Below are 22,117 nucleotides of genomic sequence, written 5' to 3' on the forward strand. Positions count from 1 at the left end.
GCTGCGCGCGCTACGGTTGATCCCCGGTCGGCCGACGCAAGAGGTGGGGGCAGAGCAGCCCGATGGCACATGGCGTGGTGCAGGTCACCAACCCGAGCAGTTCGCGGTGGCGCCGCCGCACAGGTGAGTACGACACCGTGGCGGCCGCCCTCGAAGCGGCAGGCGACGGCGACGTCCTGACCGTGAGCCCCGGCACGTACCGGGAGAATCTGGTGATCGACCACGCGGTCACACTGCGTTGCGCCGACGGCCCCGGCACGGTCCGCATCGCCCCGCCCTCCGGCGTGGCGGTGACCGTTCGGGCGGCGGCCGGCGTGCACGACCTGCTGGTCGAGGGCCAGGACAGCGCGGCTGCGGCCCTGCTGGTGGAGGCCTGCGCCCCGGAGCTGACGGGCCTGCGGATCAGCACCCGCTCCGCGGTCGGCCTCGAAGTGCGTGACGGCGCGCGCCCCACGGTGCGGCGCTGCACGGTCGACAACCCGGCGGGGCTGGGCATCAGCGTGCTGGACGCGGCCGGCGGGCTGTTCGAGGACTGCGAGGTGGTCGCGGCGGGCCAGAGCGGCATCTCGGTGCGCAGCGGGGGCAGCCCCCGTCTCGAGCGCTGCCGGGTGCACCACGCCTCGGGCTCGGGTCTTTCCGTCACCGGCGAGCACAGTTCGATCGAGGCGCTGGGCTGCGAGGTCTACGAGATCCACGGCACCGGGCTGCACCTGTCGCAGCGGGCGTCGGGGCACCTCACCGACTGCCAGCTGCACCGCACGACGGGCGACGGCGTCTCGCTCGACACCGACGCGGTGCTGGCGATGTCCGACTGCGACATCCACGACATCCCGGAGAACGCCGTCGACCTGCGGGCCCGCTCGGTGCTGACCCTGACCCGCTGCACGGTCCGCCGCTTCGGCCGCAACGGCCTTTCGGTGTGGGACCCGGGGACGCGGGCGGACGCCAACCAGTGCGAGATCCACGACAGCACGGGCGACTACCCGGCGGTGTGGGTCAGCGACGGCGCCGTGGCCATACTGGACGCCTGCCGGGTGCACGATGTGCCGGACGCGCTGTTCGTGCTGGACCGCGGCTCGCGCGCGGACGTCGTCGACAGCGACTTCACACAGATCCGCAACACCGCGGTGTCGGTGAGCGACGGCGCCAACGTCCAGCTGGACGACTGCCGGATCAAGGAGGCCGCGACCGGTGCCTGGTTCCGCGACCACGGCAGCGGCGGCACCTTCGCGCAGGTCACCATCGACGACACCGCCACCGGCGTGATCGTCACCAAGGGCGCGGACCCGGCCCTGGACCGCTGCACGGTCACCAACGCGACCGAGTCCGGCATCTACGTGTCGGCCGAGGGCCGCGGCACCTTCACCGGGTGCCGGGTGACAGGCAGCAAGGGCTACGGCTTCCACATCATCGACGGCTGCAGGTCCACCCTGACCCGGTGCCGCACCGAGCGCTGCACGCGCGGCGGTTACGAGTTCGCCGAGCCCGGCCCGGTGACCGAGGACTGCACCAGCGACCGCACCGCGGAACCCGATCCCGCGCCCGTCCCCGCGCCCGGGCCGTCCGAGCGGCAGCCCGCCGCGCAGTCGTACGGCCTGCTCGGCGGGGTGCCTCAGCAGCGCCCCGCGGACGCGGAGACCGTGGCCGTACCGGCGGCACGGGAGAGCACCGAGGTGCTGGGCGAGCTGGACGCCCTGGTCGGCCTGGACAGCGTCAAGCGCGAGGTGCGCACCCTGATAGACATGATCGCGGTGGGCCGCCGCCGGCAGCAGGCGGGACTCAAGGCGCCGTCCCCGCGCCGCCACCTGGTCTTCACCGGCTCCCCCGGCACCGGCAAGACCACCGTGGCGCGGCTCTACGGCGAGATCCTGGCCTCGCTCGACGTGCTGGAGCGCGGCCACCTGGTGGAGGTGGCCAGGGTCGACCTGGTCGGCGAGCACATCGGCTCCACGGCGATCCGTACGCAGGAGGCCTTCGAGCGGGCGCGCGGCGGCGTGCTGTTCATCGACGAGGCCTACGCGCTGGCACCCGAGGACGCCGGGCGGGACTTCGGCAGGGAGGCCATCGACACCCTGGTGAAGCTCATGGAGGACCACCGGGACGCGGTGGTGGTGATCGTGGCCGGCTACACGGCGGAGATGGAGCGCTTCCTGGCCTCCAACCCCGGGGTGGCGTCACGCTTCTCGCGGACCATCACCTTCGGCGACTACACCGCCCACGAGCTGCTGAGCATCGTGGAGTCGCAGGCGACGGAGCACGAGTACCGGCTCGGCGACGACGCGGGTGAGGCGCTGCTCAAGTACTTCTCCGCGCTCCCCAAGGGGCCTGCCTTCGGCAACGGCAGGGCGGCGCGGCAGACCTTCGAGGCGATGGTGGAGCGGCACGCGATAAGGCTGGCCCATGTCGCCGAGCCGACGCACGACGAACTCCAGCTGCTCTACCCGGAGGATCTGCCGGAACTGCCCTGAACATGCGGCCTCGGGCACCCCGTGTGTTCCGACCTGTGGCCCGGCATACACCGGAGGGCGCGGTGCGTGGAAAGATGACCGCAGCGCGCCGGCAGACGGCATCGCACACGACGAGACGGACGATACGAGGTCACGGGTGAGCGACAACCAGAACCTCCTTGCGGAGCAGCGCCGTGCGTTGATCCTGGACGAGGTACGCCGACGCGGCGGCGTGCGGGTCAACGAACTGACCCGCAGGCTCAACGTCTCGGACATGACGGTGCGCCGCGACCTGGACGCACTGGCCAGGCAGGGCGTGGTCGAGAAGGTGCACGGCGGCGCGGTGCCGGTCGTCGAGGCGAGCAGCCACGAGCCGGGCTTCGAGGCGAAGTCGGGGCTCGAACTCGGTGCCAAGGAGGCCATCGCGACGGCGGCCGCCGCACTGGTCCCGCCGGGCAGCGCGATCGCCCTGGCCGGCGGTACGACCGCCTACGCGCTGGCGCACCACCTGCTGGACGTCCCGGACCTGACGGTCGTCACCAACTCGGTGCGGGTCGCGGACGTCTTCCAGTCCGGCCAGCGCCGGGCCGGTGCCAACCACGCGGAGGCCACGGCCACCGTGGTGATCACCGGCGGTGTCCGTACTCCCTCGGAGACGCTGGTCGGCCCGGTGGCCGACCGGGCCATCCAGGCACTGCACTTCGACCTGCTCTTCCTCGGCGTGCACGGCATCTCGGTCGAGGCGGGCCTGTCCACCCCCAACCTCGCCGAGGCGGAGACCAACCGGCACTTCGTCCGCTCCGCGCGGCGGGTGGTGGTGATCGCGGACCACACCAAGTGGGGCACGGTGGGGCTCAGTTCCTTCGCCGCGCTGGAGGACGTCGACACCCTGGTGACGGACGCGGGCATCCCCGAGGTGCTGCGTGCGGAGATCGCCGAGCACCTGTCCGACCTGATCGTGGCGGGCGAGCCGGCGCAGGACTGACGCCCGGCTGCCGGAGCGGGGCCGGCAGACGGCGGGACGTCCGGGGTCCCTGTCCGGTCAGCCGGTGAGCCAGGACCAGGTGCGGTCGGGTGCGAGGACGACGAGCACCACCGCGACCACCAGCAGGACGCCGGCCAGCGCGCGCAGCCGGCGGATCGAGGGAGACATCGGCCGCCGGGGCGGACGGTTGTCGGGACGCCACGCGGCAGCGGCCTGCGAGGGGGTGTGCGGCCGCTCCCGGCGGCGGCGCCTCCAGCCCCGCGGCTCCGCCTCCGCGGCCCGCTGGTCCTCCTCGCGCAGCCTGCGGGCGACGATCCTGGCCCGGGCCGACGGCTCCTTGGGGGCGCTGGCACGTATCGCACGCAGCGAGTCGTTGGCGAACTGCTCCCATACCTCGTCGGGCAGCGACGGCTCCTCGGCCGCGGATGGTGGTTCGATGGTCACTGTCTGCGCTCTCGTCTCGTCCAGGCAAGGCCGGGGCGGCGAGCTGCTCGCGGTCCCCCACCGGCGAATCGATACTTCCCCACCACTTCTACCTGCCGCGTACCGGAATCGACAAGTACGGTCCCGGCCCCCCGCGGGCCGGGACCGCCGCCGCGGGCGACCTCAGCGGTATTCGGCCAGCCGCGGCCGCACCCCGAGGAGCACCAGCACCGCGGCCAGGCCGAGCGCGCCCGCGGGTATCGCGGGCCAGCCGTCGAGCGCGTGGTGGGCATCGTCGGCGTGGGTCGCGAAGTCGTCCAGCTGCCGCCCCGCGAGGCTGTCGAGGGTGGTGGCGAAGTCCCAGAAGTCGAAGGCCACGTCACCGCGGCCGACCTCGGTGAGCACCGCCGCCGCCTGCTCGATGTCGCCCGCCCGCTTCAGCGAGCGGAGCTTGTCGTCGTCGGCGCGGAAGTGGCGGTAGCGGGTGAGCACGTCCTCGTAGGCGGGGCGCTCCGCCGCGGTGGCGTAGCCGTCGGGCGACAGCAGGGCGTCGAGCTGCTTGACCAGTGCGTCGAACTGCCGCTGGTCGGCCTCGCCGAAGGCCGAGTCGTGCACGAACCAGCGGCTCTCGGTGGCCGCCGCCTGCGCGGCGACGGCGCGCGCCTCGGCGAGCCTGGTCCAGGGCCGCAGGCCCTGCCCGCTCGCCGCGTCCACCCCGTCGGCCGCGGCGGTCAGCGCGACGCCCCCGGCGAGCGTGACGGCCAGTGCGGCTGCGGTCGCGGCCAGCAGCGCCGGATTGACGCGCCTGCGGTAGTCGCGCGCCATCCCCCACTGCCACCACACCAGCACCGCCACCGCGGCGAGGCCCAGCACACCGAGTGCCACGCTCCAGCGGACCGCGGCGTCATGGGCGGCGTGGCGCTGCTCGTCGGCCTGCTGCCGGTAGTGCGCGGACAGGGCGTCGGCGGCGGGCAGCAGCTCGTCGTGCATGACACCGCCCGCCTGGACGTTCATGGCGACGGCGAAGGCCGGCGGGTGGCCCGCGACGGGGTCGTGGTCCTGCTCGGCGACGTAGGCCGCGCGGCCGCCGAGGTCGTCGTAACGGCCGAGCCCGTCGAAGAGCGCCCGCACCTGGGTGCCCTGGTCCTGGTCCTCGCCGAGCTGCCGTAGCAGGTCGCTGACCTGGGCGCGGCGCTGCTGGGCCGTGATCAGGGCGTTGAGCTGGTTGCCGACGATGGTGTCCTTGTCGGTGGCGGAGCGGCCGGGGGCGAGCGTGTCGGCGCGCTGCGCGTCGAGGTCGGCGAGCGCGAAGCGGAGCTGGGCGGCCACCGCGGCGCGTTGGGCGACGGTGGTGCCGAGCCGTCCGGTGCCGTTCTGCACGGACACCGCGCCCACCACGGCGACCGTGCACAGCGCGCCGAGCATCAGCAGGGCCGCCACCGTGCGGACGCCGAGCCGCCTCGGCCCGCTGCCCACCAGCCTTGGCCGGCGGCGCGGCCGGTACGCCTCGGGCCGGGGTGCCGGGGCGGTGCCGGCGGGCACCGGTTCGGCCGTGGCCTCCCGCGCCGGCGGGGCCGTCTGAGACGTCGTCATACCGTGAAGCTAGGCCCGGCCCGCGAAACTCCGGTGGCCCCGCGGCGACCACCGGGTGTCCTGGCCGTAACAGAACTGCCGCGAAGGCCGGTTGGTCCCGCACCCGTCGCCGCACCGCGCCGCCCGCGGCCTCAGACCTTCTCGGCGGGCGGGTCCTGCGGTGCCTCCTCCTGCCACAGCGGGTGTTCCTCGCGTGCCCACCAGCGCGGTACGTATCCGGTGCGCAGCCCGCGCCGTGCCTCGGCGTCCTTGGTGGCGAACCACACATGCCCGGTGATCACCGCGGCGAAGCCGAGGGCGAGCCAGTCGTGCACGAAGGTCGCCCCGGTGCGCCACACCAGCGGTGAGACCCGCGGGAACCACATCAGCAGCCCGGTGCCCACCATGATCAGCAGGGCGCCGGTGGCGAAGGCGGCGTAGAGCTTCTGGCCGGCGTTGAACTTCCCCGCCAGGCTTGGCTCCCGCCTGCGCCGGCGCAGCGCGACCCGCAGCCACCGCCAGTCGTGCGGGAAGAAGCGGCCGAGCCGGCCGAGGTCGCGGCGGAAGGCGCGCGAGACCAGGCCGAGCAGCACCGGGACCGGAACGGCGATCCCGGAGTACTCGTGCAGGGTGACCACCGTCCTGCGGCGGCCGACGATCTCGGCGAGCGGCGGGAGGTAGAGGCAGGCGCCGGTGAAGACGCAGATGCCCATCAGCCAGTTCACCGAGCGGTGCACCCAGGTCTCGGCGCGGGTGAAGCGGCGCAGCCCGGTCACCACCCGGGTGTCACGAAGTGGGGTCATCGTGGCGCCCGTTCGACTTGCCGACCCAGCCGTCGACGTCGTAGCCGTACCGCTCCCAGTAACCGGGCTGCACATCCTTGGTCACCGTGATGCCGGACAGCCACTTCGCCGACTTGTAGAAGTACATGGGTGCCGCGTAGAGCCGGACCGGCCCGCCGTGGGCGGCGGTGACCGGCTTGTCGTTCATGGTGAGCGCCACCAGGATGTCGGCGCGGCGGGCCTGGTCGAGGGTCAGGCTCTCGGTGTAGACGCCGTCGAAGCACTCGAAGTGGACCGCGGCGCCGCCGGAGCGCACACCGGCCGCGTCCAGCAGGGTGGAGAGCCGCACACCGGAGAAGGCGGTCTTCGGCACCCGCCATCCGGTGACGCACTGCACATCGCGCACCAGCCGGGTCTGCGGAAGGGCGCGCAGGTCCGCGAGCCGGTAGCCGGCGGGCTTGTCGACCAGGCCGCCGACGGTGAGCCGGTAGTCGCTCTCGCCGCGGTGCGGGATGGAGTCGGACACCGAGTAGAAGCGGAATCCGCCGCCGCCGGGCAGCAGTCCGGTGACCCCGGTGGGGTCCTCGGCGCTGAGCGAGGCCAGCACGGAGTCCAGTTTGCCCTGGACCGCGCCGCCGACACCCACGCCGACCGCGCCGAGACCCAGCATCCCCAGCACGACCCGCCGTCCCACAGGGGTGCCGCGGCCTTCTTCCGAGGGGCCCGGGTCGGCGGTTCCGGGTCTCTCCGGTGCCTTCAGCGGCGGCGTGCGGTCGTCCATGACTCGATTCGAGCACGCTGACCGCCATCTGACCAGGGCCTGTCGTACGACGTCAGGATTCCGTCACATTCCCGGCGAGCGCCGTGCGACCCTCCCGTACGGTCGTGAGGAGTCCCGCGAGGGCGTCGTTGAACGCGTCGGGGCGTTCGAGGTTCGGCAGGTGCCCGGCGCCCTCGATGACCGCGAGCCGCGCGCCGGGGATGCGGTCATGGAGGAATTCGGCGTCCGCGACCGGGGTGAAGGCGTCGTCCCGGCCGACGACGACCAGCGCGGGTACCGCGACGGTCGGCAGCGTGGGCGTGTAGTCGGGGCGTTCCGCCCGGCCGCGGAGTGCGGCGGCGGCGCCCTCGGGCGGCGCGGCGAGCATCATGCCGAGCACATGGCCTGCCACCTCCGGCAGTTCCGCGACGGTCGCGGGCGACACCATCGAGTCCAGCACCTCGTGGGCGTACCCGGCCATGCCCTCCCGCAGCAGCCGGTCGGCGCGCTCGTTGCGCTCCTTCCTGCCCTGTTCGGTCTCGGCCTGGGCGAAGGTGTCGGCTAGGACGAGTCCCGCGACCCTGGCCGGGAACAGCCGGTGGAATTCCAGCACGATCTGACCCCCCATCGACAGCCCGCACAGCACGGCCCGCCGCACTCCCAGGTGGTCGAGCAGTCCCGCCAGATCCCGGGCGAAGGTGGCCAGCGTGGTCAGTCCTGGGACGACCTGGCTGCCGCCGTAGCCGCGCAGATCGGGGGTGATCACCCGGTGGCCGGGCGCCGCGTGCTGCTGCGGGCGCCACATGGTGCGGTCGAAGGGGTGCCCGTGCACCAGCAGCAGGGCATCGGCGCCGGCCTGCGGTCCTGTGTCGTCGTAGGCCATGCTGATGCCGTTGATCAAAGCGGTGCTCACCTGCGGTTCTCCTCTCCTCCGGCCTGATGTCTCGATGCTAGGCACGGCGCATTCACGAGGGCAATGGCCGGATTTGATCTCGGTGCAATATGGTGTCCGCGGAACAGGCACGGGCGGACGGAGCGGGAGGCGCGGGCATGGCGAGGGACTTCCGGCGGGCGGCCGACGCTGTCGCGGCGCAGATCAGCGCGGGACGGCTGCGGCCCGGTGACCGGCTCCCGACGCAGCGGGCCTTCGCACGGCGGCACGGGATCGCCGAGTCGACCGCGGGCCGGGTCTACGCGGAACTCGCCCGCCGCGGCCTGGTCACCGGCGAGGTGGGCCGCGGCACCTTCGTGCGCGCCGCCGCGCCCGCGGCGGACCCGGCACTGGCGGAGCCCGCGGCGGCACGGGTGGACCTGGAGCTGAACTACCCCGTCACGGAAGGGCAGTCGGAGATGCTGGGCGCCGGGCTCGCCCGGCTGGCCAGGACGGACGTGCTGGCCGCCGCGCTGCGGCCGTCCGGCGCCGCGGGCACACCCGCGGCCCGCGCCGCCGTCGCGGACCTGCTCAGCGTTCCCGGCTGGACACCGGAGCCGGACAGCGTGCTCTTCGCCGGCAACGGCAGGCAGGCCGTCGCGGCCGCACTCGCCGCACTGGTGCGTCCCGGCGGCCGGCTCGGCGTCGAGGAGTTGACGTATCCGGTGGTCAAGGCGGTCGCCGCACGGCTGGGCATCACCCTGGTGCCGCTGGAGTGCGACGGCGACGGCCTGCTGCCCGGCGCGCTGCTCGCCGCGCACCGGGTGGCACCCCTGCGCGGGATCTACGTGCAGCCGACGCTGCACAACCCGCTGGGCTTCACCATGCCGGGCCCGCGCCGGGCCGAACTGGCCGCGGCCTTGCGGGAGACCGGGCTCGTCGCGGTCGAGGACGCGATCTGGTCCTTCCTGCGCCAGGACGCGCCGCCACCGCTCGCGGCCCACGCACCCGAGCGGGTCATCCTGGTCGACAGCGTGTCCAAGCGGCTCGCCCCCGGCCTCACGGCGGGCTTCGCCGTCACCCCGCAGGACCTCGTCGCGCCGGTGACGGCCGCGCTGCGCTCCGGCGCCTGGACGAGCGCGGGCTACGCCCTTGCGGCGGTGACCGGTTGGCTGACCGACGGCACCGCCGCGGCGATCGCCACGGCCAAACGGGCCGACGCGCGCGACCGCGGGCGTATCGCCGAGGAGGCCCTGGCCGGCATGTCGACGCGGTCGGGCCCGGGATCGTACTTCTGCTGGTGGGAACTGCCCGCCCCCTGGCGCGCCGACACCTTCGTGGCCGCCGCCGCCCGGCACGGCATCGCGGTCACCCCGGCCGCGTCCTTCGTGGTGGGTCCGCACCGCACCCCGGCCGCCGTACGCCTGGGCCTCGCCTCTCCCCCGCCGCCCGTGCTGCGCCGGGCGCTGACCACGCTGGCGGCCCTGGCACGCACGGGCCCCGACGATGTCGCCCCGGGGTAAGGACCCCGCCGGTCGGCGGTGCGATCGGCCGCACCGGGATCGCGGAAAGGGCCGGGCAGGGCACCGAAAGGCCTGGTCGGAGCGGCCCTGCGGGACGAGTTGCGGAATTCCCCACATCGGGTGACGCTGATATCGCATCACGGAGTGCTGCATCAGTCACTCTACGCATTTTCGCTCAGGTGTTCCCATCGGAGCGGCGAACGGCCGGACGCCCGCATGTGCGGGCCCGGCCCAGCCGCGGAGGGAGTCGCAGCCGTGATCATGCAAGCCGACCAGACCGACCAGACCCACCGGACCGAACACGAGTGCACGCTGGAACTTGACGCGCACCCGTACCGGATCCAGCAGATCCGCCGCATCGTGTCCGCACAGCTGCGCTACTGGCGCCTCGATCCGCTGATCGAGCCCGCGTCGAGCGCCACCAGCGAGCTGCTGGCGAACGTGCACCGGCACGCCCAGCCCGACAAGAAGTGCGGCGTGCGACTCACCCTCGCCGACGACCGCCTCACCGTGGCCGTCACCGACCACGACCCGCGACTGCCGCAACTGCGCCCGGTGGAGCCGATGGCCACCACCGGGCGGGGGCTCACGATGGTCGAGGCCCTGAGCGACAGCTGGGGCACCGACCTGCTGCCCGGGGACAGCGGCAAGGTGGTGTGGTTCGTCCTTCGCACCCCGCTCACCGTGCCGACGCTCGTGCCCATGCGGTCGACCGTGCCCTTCGAGCGGGCGCTCCCCGACCCGGAGCCGGCACCGGAGACGATCTCTGTCGCCGCTGCGGCCTGACCGCCGCCCCCGCCGGCATGCCGACGGCAGACAGTGGTCCGCGCGCCGCCTCCCCACCGGGAGGCGGCGCTCCGATCACCCGCCTGCGGAAAGGCCCCCCACAGCGGCCCGGCGCGCACAGGACCCCCGCACGCAACGCGCTCCGGGGGCGCGCGGCCGAGCAGCGTTCAGAACGCCCTCCACGATCGGCACCTGGCTATCCGGTCGCGCCCCTGAGGAACGTGTGGAATTCGGAGGCGAGATTTCGCATGTCCTCGCCGGCCGCGTGCACGGTGGTGGTCTCGAAGTGCCAGACCTCGGACGGCGGTCGACCGTGGATGCCCCATACGAGATGGACGTAGCCGCCTGGACGGTGTTCCGCCGAGAGGGTCAGGTCGTCTTCCAGCGAGCGCCAGGCACGTGCTCCTTCCCATCCGCGGAAGTCCTCTGCCAACGAGGTGAGGAAGGTGTCGAGGCCGTCGCCGTGCCAGGTCCGCACCAGGGTCTCGATGCCCACCCACTGGCCGCGAGCCTGCACTATGAAGTCGATGGTGGGGTCGTCCCCGAACGGCCTTGCCGGCTCGGAGAAGAGCAGGTGGACCGTTCGCGGTCCGCTGTCCCCCACGCGTATCGAGGGGCCGTCTTCGCTCATCCGAGCAGGCTAGAAGCAGGGGGACCCGATGGCCAACCGCCCTTCCCGCACTGCCCGGGGCACCGGCCGCTCATCGGCTGCGGGCGCCCGCCCCCGTGGATCGGGGCGGGCGACCCGGCCCGCGGGTGGCCCCGCCGGCCGGGTCGTCGTCGTAACCGGCGCTCATCCCCGGTTCCGCGGGGGCTTCGTCCTCCGGCCCCACCGCGCGCCGCGCGTCCGGCACGGCACGGGCGGCAGCGGCGATGCCGAGGCCTCGGCGTTCACAGCACGCCGCCCTTGCCGCCGCGGGGGCCGCGCGGGTCGCGGGCGAAGTGCTCCTCGAGCACCGACATCCGCCGCCAGTACTCCTCCTCGTCGATCTCGCCGGAGGCGAACCGCCGCCCGAGCACCGCCATCGGGCTGTGCTCGCCTGCCGCCGGGCCAGCCGGCCTGAGCTGCTGCCACGGCACGCCGCGGCCGCGCCACACCGTGCGGCGCAGCACGGTGACCACCGCGGCCACCGCGAACGCCCATACCAGCGGGAAGAACAGGATCCACGGGCCGGGCCCGCCGTCGTGCCAAGCCAGGGTATTCATCGTCCGTCATCTCCTCGGTCGTGCCGGGTTCTCCCGACACCACCGAGCCTGGCTTCTCCCGCCGCCGAAATCGTCGTGCGGCCGGCGGCAGCGGCGCTGCTCCGCGGGGAGTAGGCGGCGCCCCCGCAGGGCCGCCGGGTACCGCCCGAGGGCCTGGCGCCCGGAGCCACCGGGCCCCGGGACGCGGTCGCGTCGCCGTCGCCGTCGCCGTCGAGCGCGGCGCCGTCAGCCGCCCAGCGCGGCCAGCGGGTCGTCGAGCACCGGCTGCCAGGCGAGTTCGGCCGCACCGACCAGGCTGTTGTGGTCGAGGGCGCAGGCGAGCACCGGCACGCTGCCGCTGCGGCCCCACAGGCTGTGGTCCGCCACCACCGCGCGCAGCGCCTCGGGGTCGGCGTCCAGCAGGTGGCGGTGCAGGCCGCCGAGCAGGATGCGGTCCGGGTTGAGTACGTTGACCATTCCGGCCAGGCCGCGGCCGAGCCGGTCGATCAGGATGTGCGCGGCCGCCCTGACGGCCGGGTCGGCGTACTCCGTGCGGAGCAGGTCACGGCACTGTTCGAGCAGCGACACCTCGGGGCCCGGGACCCTGCCCGCCGCTTCGAGGAAGGCCAGCGGGTCCGCCTCGACGTCGAGGCAGCCGCGGCTCCCGCAGTGGCAGGGGCGCCCGTCGGGCTGCACGGTGAGGTGACCGACCTCGAGGGCGAGCCCCGAACTTCCGGCGTGCAGCCGCCCGTCGAGCACCAGCGCGCCGCCGACGCCGCGGTGGCCGGAGGCGACGACCAGCAGGTGCTGTGCGCCGCGCCCGGCGCCGTGCCGGTGCTCGGCGAGCGCCGCCACGTTGACGTCGTTGCCGACGAAGGACGCGACCGGGTCGCCGCCGGGGCCGAGGATGCCCACCCGGGCGACCTGGCCCGCGAAGACCTCGCGCACCGGGGCGCCCGCGGGCCAGGCCAGGTGCAGCGGGTTGAGGGCGGTGCCCTCGGGCTCCGCGACCGCGGACGGCACCGCCAGCCCCGCGCCCACGCACACCCGTCCGGATCCGCGCAGCAGCCCGGCGCCGGCCTCGACGACCGCTCCCAGCACATGCGCGGGGTCGGCCGGAACGGTCATGGAGCCGGGCGCGGTGGCCACGATCTCCCCGCCGAGACCGACGAGCGCGGCACGGAAACCGTCCGCGTGCACCTGCGCGGCGAGTACGACAGGCCCCTCGGGCGCCACGTCGAGCCGGTGCGAGGGACGGCCCTGCGCACCTGAGGGGCCGCTGGGCCGGGTGTCCACCCGGATCAGCCCCAGTGCTTCCAGTTCCGCGGCGACCGCGCCCGCGGTCGCCCGGGTAACCCCCAGTTCAGCGGTGAGCAGTGCGCGGGTCGCCGCGCGGCCGGTGTGCACGAGGGAGAGCGCGGGACCGAGTGCACCGCGACCCCGCTCAAGCCTTGTCCGAATCTGTGTCACCCCCCTATTCTGACTTTGTGCCGACGCTAAACAAAATAGGGACGGCCCTGGGCCGATCCCACCACACTCCCGCCTCCGACCCCGTCCTGCGCCGCCTGCGCATCGCCCTCACCGTCTTCTTCGCCGTCGACGGCTTCCTCTTCGCCGGCTGGGTGGTGCGCATCCCCGCCATCAAGGCCCAGGTGGGCGCCTCCGCCGGCCAGCTGGGCCTGGCCCTGCTCGGCGTGTCCGCGGGCGCCGTGGCGACCATGGTGATCACCGGGCGGCTCTGCCGCCGCTTCGGCAGCGACCGCGTCACCCTGGCCACCGGCGCCGTGCTGTCGCTGAGCATCGCCCTGCCCCCCAGAACCCACTCGGCACTCGCGCTCGGCCTGGTCCTGCTGGTGTTCGGCGTATCGTACGGCGGTCTGAACGTCGCCATGAACAGCGTCGCCGTCGAACTCGTCGCGGCGCTGCGCCGCCCGGTGATGTCCGGCTTCCATGCCGCCTACAGCCTCGGCGGCCTGCTCGGCGCCGGAATCGGCGGCCTGCTCGCACCCCATCTGTCCCCCGCCACCCACCTGATGCTGCTCACCCCGGTCGGTCTGGTCACCGTGGCCCTCGCGGGACGCGTCCTGCTGGCCCACCCGATCGAGGTACCGCCGGAGGGCGTCGTAGCCGGCGAGGCGGCATCCCCGGTTCGCGGGCCCGCGGCCGCCCCCGCGCCCGACCGCGCACCCCGTACCGGCCTGCTGGTCGCCTTCTTCGGCCTGATCGCGGCCTGTTCCGCGTACGGCGAGGGCGCGCTCGCCGAATGGGGCCCGCTGCACATCCAGCAGGACCTGCACGGCGGCCCCGGGATCGCGGCGGCCGGGTACGCGGCGGTGGCCGCGGCAATGACGCTCGGCCGGCTGTCGGGTACCGCGCTGCTGGAGAGGCTCGGCCAGACCCGGGTGCTGGTTTTCGGCGGGCTCACCGCGGCCTGCGGCATGCTGCTCGGCGCGCTCGCCCCCGTGATGCCGCTGGTGATCATGGGCTTCGCGCTCACCGGCGTCGGCCTGGCCAACCTCTTCCCGACCACGATCGCCAGGGCAGGCGCGCTGACCGGCCCCAGCGGAGTGGCCGCCGCATCGACGCTCGGCTACGCGGGAATGCTGCTCGGGCCCCCCTCGATCGGCTTCCTGACCGACGCTGTCGGGCTGCCGGTCGCGCTGACCACGGTGTCGGCACTGGCCGCGCTCGCGGCCGTAATCGCTTACGGAGTGCGCAACACCGGCCGCAGGGCTTGATGCCCGCCACCGTCGCGGGAATGCTGAGTCCGGGCACGGGGAGGACGTCCCCGCTCCGGCCCTCGGCGGGCCCCGAAGGCCCTGAGCGAGGAGAAGCGATGCGCGTACCGGCGCGGCTGACCGCCGCCACCCGCCTCGTACACCGGGAGCGGCTGTCCAGGATCTATCTGGCCGTGGTCGGCGTCGCCACCGCACTGCTGCTCCTGGACACCGCGCTGGTCTCGCACCGGCACGCCTCGCCCACCGCTTTCCTGCTGCTGGTGGTGACACTGCCGTGGACACCGCTGCTGTGGTCGCTCGCGGCGTCGGCCGGCGGGCTCGATCTCCAGGAGACGGCCTTCGGCTGGTCCGGCTGGACGCTCGCGGTGGTCGCGGCACTGGTCTCGGCCGTCGTCAACGCCGTCCTGCTGGGTTACGCGGCCCGCTTCACACGGCGGCGTGCCGCCGCCTCGGGCAGCGCGGCACCGCACATCTGACGCCTGCCCGTCACTTGGCCGCGCCGCGGGAGGTCACACCTCGGCGGGACCGGCGAGCATCCGCTCCAGTACGGCACGGTGGCCGGGGCGGGCTTCCTCGTAACGCCTGCGGCCGTCCTCGGTGATCGCCACGTAGACGCCCCGCCGGTCCTCGCTGCAGATGCCGCGGTCGACGAGGCCGTCCTTCTCCAGCCTGGCGACCAGTCGGGACAGGGCGCTCTGGCTGAGGTGCACCCGGTCGGCCAGTTCCTGCACGCGGAAGGTGCAGCCGCCGTCCTCCGGGTCGCCCGCGAGGACGTCGAGAACCTCGAAGTCGCTCGCGCAGAGCCCGTACTGGTGCAACTCACGGTCGAGTTCACACGCGGTGCGCGCGTGGATGGCGAGGATCTCCCGCCACTCGCGCTCAAGCGCACGCTCACCCTTGTCCACGGTCATGTCCGCAGGGTAGCAGGAAACGGACCCCGATGCACGGACATTAAATGCACTTGCATCTGATGCGCATGCATGTAATCTACCGACCATGACCTCTCCGTCCACCACCGTCCCCCGCACAGAAGCGCGTTGGAGCGCCCTCCAGTGGGGCACGCTCTTCGTGCTCTGCGGCGCGCTCTTCCTCGACGCACTCGACGTCTCGATGGTCGGCGTGGCGCTGCCCTCGATCGGGTCCGACCTCCACCTGTCCACCAACTCGCTCCAGTGGGTCGTCAGCGGCTACATCCTCGGCTACGGCGGCCTGCTGCTGCTCGGCGGCAGGGCGGCCGACCTGCTCGGCAGGCGCCGCGTCTTCCTCGTGGCGCTCGGCGTCTTCGCCGTCGCCTCACTGCTCGGCGGCCTCGTGGACTCGGGCTCGCTGCTGATCGCCACCCGCTTCATCAAGGGCCTGAGCGCCGCCTTCACCGCGCCGGCCGGCCTGTCGATCATCACCACCACCTTCGCCGAGGGCCCGGTACGCAACCGGGCGCTCACCATCTACTCCAGCTGCGGCGCCACCGGGTTCTCCATGGGCCTGGTCCTGTCCGGCTTCCTGACCGAGGCGGGCTGGCGCTGGACGATGCTGCTGCCTGCGCCCGTCGCGCTGATCGCGCTGATCGCCGGACTGAAGCTGATCCCCAGGACCCCCAGGGAGAGCACGAAGGGCCGCGGCTACGACCTCCCAGGCGCGATCACCGGCACCGCTTCGATGCTGCTGCTGGTGTTCACCGTGGTCTCGGCGTCGAGCGTCGGATGGGGCTCGGCCCGTACTCTCGGCTCCTTCGCCGGTGTCGCGGCACTGCTCGCGGCGTTCGTGGCGATCGAGCACCGCTCCGCCCACCCGCTGATCCGGCTGGCCGTACTCCGCTCGTCCAACCAGGTCCGCGCCAACCTCGGCGGTGCCACCTTCTTCGGCTCGTACATCGGCTTCCAGTTCCTGGTGACGCAGTACCTCCAGAACGTGCTCGGCTACAGCGCCATGCAGACCGCGCTCGCCTTCCTGCCCGCCGGCTCGCTGGTGGCCATCCTGTCCACCCGGATGGGGCCGATCGTCGACCGCTTCGGCACCCTGCGGGTGATCGCGGCCGGCTTCGCCTCCCTGGTCGCCGGCTACGCGCTCTTCCTGCGGATCGACCTCCACCCGAGCTACGCCGCCGTCATCCTCCCCTCCATGCTGCTGCTCGGCGCGGCCTTCGCCCTGGCCTTCCCCTCGCTGAACATCCAGGCCACCAACGGGGTCAAGAACGAGGAGCAGGGCATGGTCTCCGGCCTGCTCAACACCTCCTTCCAGGTCGGCGGAGCGATCTTCCTGGCCGTCGTCACCGCCGTGGTCACCGCCAACACAGGCGGACACGGCGGCGGCAAGCAGGCGGTGCTCGACAGCTACCGGCCGGCCCTGTGGGCGGTCACCGGCATCGGCGTCGTGGGCCTGCTGATCACCATGTCCGGGCTGCGCACCCGGCGGCCCTCGTACGGCATCCTCGTCGCGTCGTCCGCCGACGACGAGGCGCGGCGGGCCGCCGCGGCGGGCGGTTCGGTGCCGGAGTCCGCGGCCGCCGCGGCGCCGGTCTCCGCGTCCGCCGCGGGGTCGGTCTCCACACCTTCGGGGGCGCCGGTCGCCGGCTCCGACACGGGCGCGGCGCGGGACTGAGCCACCCCGTGCCCGCGGGCACCCCTTCCCCACGGCCCCGGCCTCGCACGTTCACCGTGCAGGGCCGGGGCCTTCGGTCAGGACCGCAGAAGGGGATCAGCCCAGCCAGCCGGGGCGTACGAGGCCCGACTCGTAGGCGAGGACCACCAGCTGGGCCCGGTCGCGGGCGCCGAGCTTCACCATGGCGCGGCTGACGTGCGTCTTCGCGGTGAGGGGGCTGACCACCAGGCGGCGGGCGATCTCCTCGTTGGACAGGCCGATGCCGACCAGTGCCATCACCTCGCGCTCGCGGTCGGTGAGCCGGTCGAGGGCGCTCAGCGCGGCGGGCTCCTTGGACCGGGCGGCGAATTCCGCGATGAGCCGGCGGGTGACGCCGGGCGAGAGCAGCGCGTCGCCGCCCACGACCGCGCGGACCGCCCGCAGCAGCTCGGCCGGCTCCGTGTCCTTGACCAGGAAGCCGGAGGCCCCCGCACGGATCGCCTCGAAGACGTATTCGTCCAGCTCGAAGGTGGTCAGGACGACCACCTTCACCTCTTCGAGCCCGGCGTCCCCGGTGATGCGGCGGGTGGCGTCGAGCCCGTCCATCACCGGCATGCGGATGTCCATCAGCACCGCGTCAGGGCGCGTATCCCGGACCGTACGCAGCGCCTGCTGCCCGTCGGACGCCTCCCCGACGACCTCGATGTCGCTCTGCGCGTCGAGCAGCGCCCTGAACCCCGCCCGGACCAGGGCCTGATCGTCGGCCAGCACCACACGGATCATCGGCCCTCCCCGACCGCGGACATCCCGGGCGCCCGCAGCGTGGTGTCGGCTCCCCGCCCCGCCGGGGGCATCCCGTCCGGTGCGCCGGGGCCCACGGCGCTCGTGGCCGGGCCGGCGGGGGCGGGGGCCGGGGCGGGTGGACCGTCCGGGCGGTCGGGCGATACGGCCCGCGGATCGGAGGGGGCCGCTTCGGTCACGCCGGTGTTCCCGTCCGGCCGCGCGGGCGGCGGGCCCGAGGCGGAGTCGGACGGGCCGCCCGGGCCTGGGCCGGGACGGTGACCGGGGCCTGGGGCGGCGTCGGGGCCTGTGCCAGGGTAGGGGGCTGGGTCGGGGCCTGGGCCGGCGTCGGCGTCGGGGCCTGAGTCGGGGTAGGGGGCTGGGTCGGGGCCTGGGTCGGCGTCGGCGTCGGGCAACTCGACGGAGTCGCCGGGCGGCTCGGAGGGGGCTGGGCTTACTTCGGGCCGGGCGTCCGGCGAGCCGTGCGTATCGGCGGAGGGCTGCCGTTCCGGGGCGGAGGCCCGTTCCGCGGAGGGGGCCGGGGGGCGGCCCATGGCGGGCGGGGGTTGGTTACGGGTCGGCGGAGCCGATGACTCGGGGGCGCCGAGCGGTAGCCGGGCCAGGACGCGGAAGCCGCCGTCGGGGCGCGGCCCGGCGGCGACGGTGCCGCCAAGCGCGGCAGCACGCTCGCGCATGCCGACCAGGCCGTTTCCGCCGCCGCTCTCACCGCCGGCCGCCGCTGGCCCGTCGTCGTCGACCTGCACCTCGACGCAGCCGGGCAGGAGGCCCAGGCGCACCCGCGCGGTGGGCGAACCCGAGTGCCGCACGACGTTGGTCAGCGCTTCCTGGACGATACGGAAGGCCGCGAGGTCGGTCCCCGGGGGCAGCGGCACCCGCCGGCCCTCGACGGTCACCGTGGCACGCAACCCCGCGGCCCCGGCCTGATCCAGCAGTTCGGGCAGCCGATCGAGGCCCGGGGCCGGGGCACGGGGTGCCTCACCCGGCGCCCGCAGCGTGCTCAGCACCTGCCGCACCTCCCCCAGTGCCTCCTTGCTCGCCGCCTTGATCGTGGTCAGCGCGATGCGTGCCTGCTCGGGCCGTTCGTCGATCAGCTCGAGGGCGACTCCGGCCTGCACATTGATCAACGAGATGCTGTGCGCCAGCACATCGTGCAGCTCCCTGGCGATCCGCATCCGCTCCTCGTCCACCCGGCGCCGCTCCGCCTCGGCCCGTTCCCGCCGCTCCCTGGCGATCTGCTCGCGCCGCACCCGGAACAGCTCCGCGCCGGCCAGCACCGCGAGCAGCCAGGCCGCGGCTCCCGACAGCTCCGTCCATGACGTGCGGCCGTCGCCGGACGGCGGCAGCCAGCGATAGAGCCACTGCCCGACCAGCGCGTGGCCGGCGAAGACGGAGCCGGCCACGATGAGCACGGCCCTGCGGTGCCCGGCTGCCACCGCGCTGAAGAAAGCCACAACCAGGCTGGCGAAGACAGGGCCGTAGGGATATCCGAGGACGGTGTAGAGCAGCGTCACCGCCGCGGTGCCCGCGGCCACCTCGACCGGCCTGCGGCGGCGCAGAAGGAGCAGCGCGGGGCCCGCGAGCAGCAGCGCGTAAGCGAGCCAGTCCAGGTCGACCCGCCCGGTCTGGTGCCGCCCGGCCACACTGGAGCCGACCACCTGGACGAAGGCGAGCACCAGCGCCGGCACCCACAGGGCGAGGCTGCGGCCGCGACCCCGGCCGGCGGGGAAGCGCCCGCCCCGCCGCGGACCCGGCTGCACCTCGAACGTCATGCCTCCACGCTAGACCGCGGCCATCGGGACCTGCGTCCGCTGCACGGTGGCACCGCGGCTACTTCGCCGGGAGTACGTCGCCACCGGACGTGCCGCCGGAACCGCTGTCCCCCGGTGTGCCCGCCGCCGCGCCGACGGGTATCGAACCGTCCTTGCCCGATCCGTCCGTGCCCGTTCTGCCCCTGCCCGCCCCGTCCGTGCGCAGCCCCACCTGCGCGGCCAGCGAGACGGCTGCCTGCTCGAAGAACTCGCTACGGGCCTCCACGACCCGGTTGAACTGGCCGAAGACCTCGAAGCTGACGATGCCGAAGACCTGGGCCCATGCGGCGACCAGCGCGGCGATCACCCGGATCGGCAGTTCGGGGGCCAGCTCGGCGGCGAGCCGTCCCGCGTCGGCGCGGACGGGGCCTGCCAGCGGCCGGCCGGCGGGCTCGCCCAGCAGCCCGGCGGTGTGGGCGTCGCGGACCACCGAGACCAGGGCGAGGGGGACGCGCGAGGCCGGTCCCACGGTGGCGTCGGGCGCCGAGTAGCCCGGCACCGGCGAGCCGTAGATCAGGCCGTACTCGTAGGGGCGGCCGACCGCCCAGTCGCGGACCGCGCCGCACACCGCGACCCAGCGCTCGACCGGGTCCGCGGCCTCGCCCGCCGCGGCCAGCGCCTGTTCGGCGGCGGCGCCGACGGCGTCGTAGGCGTCGATGATGAGGGCGGTGAGGAGGTCGTCCCGGCTGGGGAAGTAGCGGTAGAGGGCGGAGGACGCCATGCCCAGCTCGCGGGCGACCGCGCGCAGCGACAGACCGGCGGGCCCCTCGGCGGCCAGCTGCCGCCCCGCTTCCTCTTTGATGGCCGCGGTGATCTCCGCCCTGGCCCGCTCCCTGGCTCCTCTGATGGCACTCATGGCGTCCATTGTGCCATTTCCAAGAGCGACGACCAAGAACGAGAGCCGCCGAAAAATTCGAGAGCGGTGCTCTTGCTTTTGGATGCCGGGTTCGGTCACACTGTTCTCAAGCGAGAGCACCGCTCACAAATCAGGAAAGGTCGTCATGTCCCAGCAGATCCAGGCAGGTCAGACCGTGCAGCCCGTCCAGCAGGCTCAGCCCGCCCAGCAGATGCAGCATGTGCGGAAGCCCGGCTGGTTCACCGTCAACGTCATGAACCGGGCCGTCGCCTACCTGACCCGGCGCGGCTTCAGCGTCTGGGGTTCGCGGGTGCTGGCCGTCCGCGGCCGCAAGAGCGGCGAGTGGCGGACCACGCCGGTCAACGTGCTCTCGCTGGACGGCGAGCGCTATCTGGTGGCGCCGCGCGGCCACGTCCAGTGGACGCACAACATGCGGGCTGCCGGCGGCGGGCGCCTGCTCCTCGGGAAGAAGGTCGAGGAGTTCACCGCGACGGAGGTCACCGGCGACGACAAGTCGCCGATATTGCGCGGCTACCTCAAGCGCTGGAAGGCCGAGGTCGGGGTCTTCTTCGACGGTGTCGGCCCGGATTCCAGCGAGGAGGAGCTGCGCGCCATAGCGCCCAAGCACCCGGTCTTCCGGATACGGCAGGCCGGCGGGGTCGGGGGCGCCCACAAGGACGGCGGTGAGTGACGGCTGGGGACACCGGGCCGTGCCCGTCGCCCCCGGCCGCCGCCGCGGCCCGCCGTCAGGCCCGGTTCACACTGTCCAGCGCCCGGCGGGCCATCGGGTGGGTGCGGACGAGTTCGGCGAGCGAGCGCTTGCCGCGGGTGATGCCCGCGAAGGCCCGCCAGGCCGGCGGGAAGGTGGTCAGCACCGCGTGCAGCAGCCCGGGGCGGCGCTCGAAGAGGGTGAGCATCCGGCGGCCGACACCCATCTCCACGCCGAGTCCCGCCTTGACCGCGAAGGCGTAGTTGAGCGCCTGCCGGCGCGCGTCCACCGCGTCGTGCGACTCGGCGATCCGCACCGCCCACTCCCCCGCGAGCCGGCCGGAGCGCAGCGCGTAGGAGATGCCCTCGCGGGTCCAGGGTTCAAGGAGTCCCGCCGCGTCACCGCAGACCAGCACCCGGCCTCGGGACAGCGGCGAGTCGTCAGCGCGGCAGCGGGTGAGGTGCCCGCTGGACACGCTGGGTTCGAAGCCGGCAAGGCCGAGGCGGGCGATGAAGTCGTCCAGGTAGCGCTTGGTGGCGCCGCCGTCGCCGCGGGCGGAGATGACGCCCACGGTGAGGGAGTCGCCCTTGGGGAAGACCCAGCCGTAACTGCCGGGCAGCGGGCCCCAGTCGATGAGCACCCGGCCGGTCCAGTCCTCGGCCACCGCCTCGGGCACGGGGATCTCCGCCTCCAGGCCGAGGTCGACCTGGTCGAGCTTGACCCCGACGTGGGCTCCTATCCGGCTGGCGCTGCCGTCGGCGCCGACCACGGACCGGGCGTAGACGATCTCCTCGTCACGCTTGCCGGTGGCTCCCCCGCCTGAGTTCACTATCACCGCCACCGTGCGCCGGTCGGGCACACCGGGGCCGTGCTGCTCGACCCGGGAGACCGTCACACCGGTGCGTACCTCGGCGCCGGCCTCACGGGCCGCGTCGACGAGGGCCGCGTCGAATTCGGGGCGGTTGATCAACCCGAAGAGCATCTGCCGGGAGCGCTTGGTCCTGGACAGCCGGCCGTTCAGGCTGAAGGTGACCGCATGCACCCGGTCGCGCAACGGCAGTTCGAATCCGGGCGGCAGAGCGTCCCGTGAAGGGCCGATGATGCCGCCGCCGCAGGTCTTGTACCTGGGGAGTTCTGCCTTCTCCAGCAGCAGGACCCGGCGGCCGGTGACAGCCGCCGCGTGGGCGGCCGACGCTCCCGCGGGTCCCGCGCCGATCACCACGACGTCCCAGACCACCGGCGTCTCGCCGCCCGCCGCACCGCTGTCCTGCGCCGCCTGCTCACCGCTCACGTC

The 22,117-nt window shown here is 73.8% G+C and carries 19 protein-coding genes and 2 pseudogenes; 8 read left to right on the plus strand and 13 right to left on the minus strand.

Annotated elements, in window-relative coordinates; translation table 11 throughout:
* Positions 1 to 62 precede the first annotated feature (62 nt).
* Positions 63 to 2,468 carry a right-handed parallel beta-helix repeat-containing protein gene (locus ACGFMP_RS30220; RefSeq protein ID WP_393676306.1) on the plus strand — a complete coding sequence of 802 codons (2,406 nt, stop codon included), beginning with the start codon at positions 63 to 65 and terminating at the stop codon, positions 2,466 to 2,468.
* A 136-nt stretch (positions 2,469 to 2,604) separates the two neighbouring features.
* Complete coding sequence (locus ACGFMP_RS30225; RefSeq protein WP_393676307.1) at positions 2,605 to 3,432, plus strand: DeoR/GlpR family DNA-binding transcription regulator; 828 nt, start codon at positions 2,605 to 2,607, stop codon at positions 3,430 to 3,432.
* Between the two features lie 57 nt (positions 3,433 to 3,489).
* Here the strand turns inward: ACGFMP_RS30225 and ACGFMP_RS30230 are convergent, their stop codons facing one another.
* The 5 genes from ACGFMP_RS30230 to ACGFMP_RS30250 form a co-directional block, all read right to left on the minus strand.
* A complete protein-coding gene (locus tag ACGFMP_RS30230) occupies positions 3,490 to 3,876 on the minus strand; it encodes a hypothetical protein (protein ID WP_393676309.1) in 387 nt (128 codons plus the stop codon).
* Between the two features lie 162 nt (positions 3,877 to 4,038).
* Positions 4,039 to 5,448 carry a hypothetical protein gene (locus tag ACGFMP_RS30235; RefSeq protein ID WP_393676311.1) on the minus strand — a complete coding sequence of 470 codons (1,410 nt, stop codon included), beginning with the start codon at positions 5,446 to 5,448 and terminating at the stop codon, positions 4,039 to 4,041.
* Positions 5,449 to 5,579: 131 nt separating this feature from the next.
* Complete coding sequence (locus ACGFMP_RS30240; RefSeq protein ID WP_393676313.1) at positions 5,580 to 6,230, minus strand: cytochrome b/b6 domain-containing protein; 651 nt, start codon at positions 6,228 to 6,230, stop codon at positions 5,580 to 5,582.
* Positions 6,214 to 6,990, minus strand: coding sequence for a molybdopterin-dependent oxidoreductase (locus ACGFMP_RS30245; RefSeq protein ID WP_393676314.1), 777 nt, complete (start codon positions 6,988 to 6,990; stop codon positions 6,214 to 6,216). The genes ACGFMP_RS30240 and ACGFMP_RS30245 overlap by 17 nt, the downstream gene beginning before the upstream one ends.
* 52 nt (positions 6,991 to 7,042) lie before the next feature.
* A complete protein-coding gene (locus tag ACGFMP_RS30250; protein WP_393676399.1) occupies positions 7,043 to 7,852 on the minus strand; it encodes an alpha/beta fold hydrolase in 810 nt (269 codons plus the stop codon).
* 167 nt (positions 7,853 to 8,019) lie between these two features.
* On the opposite strand from ACGFMP_RS30250, the gene ACGFMP_RS30255 reads away from it, so the two are divergent.
* Entirely contained in the window at positions 8,020 to 9,363 is a 1,344-nt protein-coding gene (locus tag ACGFMP_RS30255; protein WP_393676315.1) for a PLP-dependent aminotransferase family protein, read from the plus strand.
* A 261-nt stretch (positions 9,364 to 9,624) separates the two neighbouring features.
* Positions 9,625 to 10,149, plus strand: coding sequence for an ATP-binding protein (locus ACGFMP_RS30260; RefSeq protein WP_393676401.1), 525 nt, complete (start codon positions 9,625 to 9,627; stop codon positions 10,147 to 10,149).
* A gap of 196 nt (positions 10,150 to 10,345) precedes the next feature.
* On the opposite strand, the gene ACGFMP_RS30265 is transcribed toward ACGFMP_RS30260, so the two are convergent.
* From ACGFMP_RS30265 to ACGFMP_RS30275, 3 genes are all read right to left on the minus strand, one after another.
* Positions 10,346 to 10,780, minus strand: coding sequence for a DUF6228 family protein (locus tag ACGFMP_RS30265; RefSeq protein ID WP_393676317.1), 435 nt, complete (start codon positions 10,778 to 10,780; stop codon positions 10,346 to 10,348).
* A gap of 260 nt (positions 10,781 to 11,040) precedes the next feature.
* Positions 11,041 to 11,355 (minus strand): SHOCT domain-containing protein, encoded by a 315-nt coding sequence (locus ACGFMP_RS30270; RefSeq protein ID WP_393676319.1) that lies wholly within the window; start codon positions 11,353 to 11,355, stop codon positions 11,041 to 11,043.
* Positions 11,356 to 11,580: 225 nt separating this feature from the next.
* Positions 11,581 to 12,804: an ROK family protein gene (locus ACGFMP_RS30275; protein ID WP_393676320.1), complete on the minus strand. Its 1,224-nt coding sequence runs from the start codon at positions 12,802 to 12,804 to the stop codon at positions 11,581 to 11,583.
* 17 nt (positions 12,805 to 12,821) lie between these two features.
* Between ACGFMP_RS30275 and ACGFMP_RS30280 the strand changes: the two genes are divergently transcribed.
* Together ACGFMP_RS30280 and ACGFMP_RS30285 are read left to right on the plus strand one after the other, a co-directional pair.
* A complete protein-coding gene (locus ACGFMP_RS30280; protein ID WP_393676322.1) occupies positions 12,822 to 14,072 on the plus strand; it encodes an MFS transporter in 1,251 nt (416 codons plus the stop codon).
* A gap of 98 nt (positions 14,073 to 14,170) precedes the next feature.
* Positions 14,171 to 14,548: an SCO4225 family membrane protein gene (locus ACGFMP_RS30285; RefSeq protein WP_393676324.1), complete on the plus strand. Its 378-nt coding sequence runs from the start codon at positions 14,171 to 14,173 to the stop codon at positions 14,546 to 14,548.
* Between the two features lie 33 nt (positions 14,549 to 14,581).
* Here ACGFMP_RS30285 and ACGFMP_RS30290 read toward each other — a convergent pair whose 3' ends face one another.
* Positions 14,582 to 14,983, minus strand: a complete 402-nt coding sequence (locus tag ACGFMP_RS30290; RefSeq protein ID WP_393676325.1) for a MarR family winged helix-turn-helix transcriptional regulator — start codon at positions 14,981 to 14,983, stop codon at positions 14,582 to 14,584.
* A gap of 85 nt (positions 14,984 to 15,068) precedes the next feature.
* Between ACGFMP_RS30290 and ACGFMP_RS30295 the strand changes: the two genes are divergently transcribed.
* A complete protein-coding gene (locus ACGFMP_RS30295; RefSeq protein WP_393676327.1) occupies positions 15,069 to 16,670 on the plus strand; it encodes an MFS transporter in 1,602 nt (533 codons plus the stop codon).
* Positions 16,671 to 16,766: 96 nt separating this feature from the next.
* Here ACGFMP_RS30295 and ACGFMP_RS30300 read toward each other — a convergent pair whose 3' ends face one another.
* The 3 genes and pseudogenes from ACGFMP_RS30300 to ACGFMP_RS30310 all read right to left on the minus strand — a co-directional run.
* Complete coding sequence (locus ACGFMP_RS30300) at positions 16,767 to 17,432, minus strand: response regulator (RefSeq protein ID WP_393676328.1); 666 nt, start codon at positions 17,430 to 17,432, stop codon at positions 16,767 to 16,769.
* Positions 17,433 to 18,022: 590 nt separating this feature from the next.
* Positions 18,023 to 19,219: pseudogene (locus ACGFMP_RS30305) on the minus strand (sensor histidine kinase); the annotation flags it as partial.
* A 202-nt stretch (positions 19,220 to 19,421) separates the two neighbouring features.
* Positions 19,422 to 20,114, minus strand: a pseudogene (locus ACGFMP_RS30310) (TetR/AcrR family transcriptional regulator); the annotation flags it as partial.
* Between the two features lie 211 nt (positions 20,115 to 20,325).
* Between ACGFMP_RS30310 and ACGFMP_RS30315 the strand changes: the two are divergent.
* Positions 20,326 to 20,805 (plus strand): nitroreductase family deazaflavin-dependent oxidoreductase, encoded by a 480-nt coding sequence (locus tag ACGFMP_RS30315; protein ID WP_393676402.1) that lies wholly within the window; start codon positions 20,326 to 20,328, stop codon positions 20,803 to 20,805.
* Positions 20,806 to 20,860: 55 nt separating this feature from the next.
* Here the strand turns inward: ACGFMP_RS30315 and ACGFMP_RS30320 are convergent, their stop codons facing one another.
* A complete protein-coding gene (locus tag ACGFMP_RS30320; RefSeq protein ID WP_393676330.1) occupies positions 20,861 to 22,114 on the minus strand; it encodes a geranylgeranyl reductase family protein in 1,254 nt (417 codons plus the stop codon).
* Positions 22,115 to 22,117 lie beyond the last annotated feature (3 nt).

Origin of the sequence: Streptomyces sp. NPDC049040 (assembly GCF_043197715.1) — a bacterium.
Taxonomy (GTDB): domain Bacteria; phylum Actinomycetota; class Actinomycetes; order Streptomycetales; family Streptomycetaceae; genus Actinacidiphila.